Source organism: Clostridium boliviensis, assembly GCF_033342255.1.
GTDB lineage: Bacteria > Bacillota > Clostridia > Lachnospirales > Lachnospiraceae > Lacrimispora > Lacrimispora boliviensis.
In genome coordinates this window covers 1-497 of record NZ_JAWONS010000301.1, presented here as the reverse complement: position 1 = coordinate 497, position 497 = coordinate 1, and the positions used below count along the sequence as shown (strand labels likewise).

Genomic DNA, 497 nt, shown 5'->3' with positions numbered 1-497 from the left:
ACACGGAAGGTGTGGGGGCCTTGGTGCGGATGGGGGTGGAATCGGGGCGGCGCGTCAAACCGGAGTTGAAGACGGGAATATGCGGTGAACACGGCGGCGATGCGCGGTCCATCGCATTCTGTCATGAGGTGGGCCTTGATTATGTTAGCTGTTCTCCCTTCCGCATTCCCCCGGCTCGCCTGGCGGCGGCCCAGATCGCCCTTCGTTCGCCCCGGATGGAGGAAGTCCGCGGGAAATAAAGGGAACGATGCCGCCCGGTGAGCGCGAATCGAAACGGCCGGAAAAGCCAGCCGTTTCGATTCCTTTTTAAAGCGATTATTTTACCGCATTGCCCATGGAAATCGACAATCGGTTCCACATATTGATCTGGTTGATAATCAAGATCAGATCCACATACGCCTTTTCGTCGTAGTGTTCCCTGACCCGTTCATACAACTGATCGCTGACGCCTTTTTCGGAAATGAGGGTTACATGCTCCGCCAGTTCGAAGGCGACCC

At 56.3% G+C, this 497-nt stretch carries 2 protein-coding genes; one reads left to right on the top strand and one right to left on the bottom strand.

Annotated features, from left to right (window positions below; genetic code table 11):
• Positions 1–239: putative PEP-binding protein (locus RZO55_RS21630; RefSeq protein ID WP_318066342.1), on the top strand; the 239-nt coding region annotated here is incomplete at its 5' end.
• Positions 240–315: 76 nt separating this feature from the next.
• Here the strand turns inward: RZO55_RS21630 and RZO55_RS21625 are convergent.
• Positions 316–497: carboxymuconolactone decarboxylase family protein (locus RZO55_RS21625; protein ID WP_318066341.1), on the bottom strand; the 182-nt coding region annotated here is incomplete at its 5' end.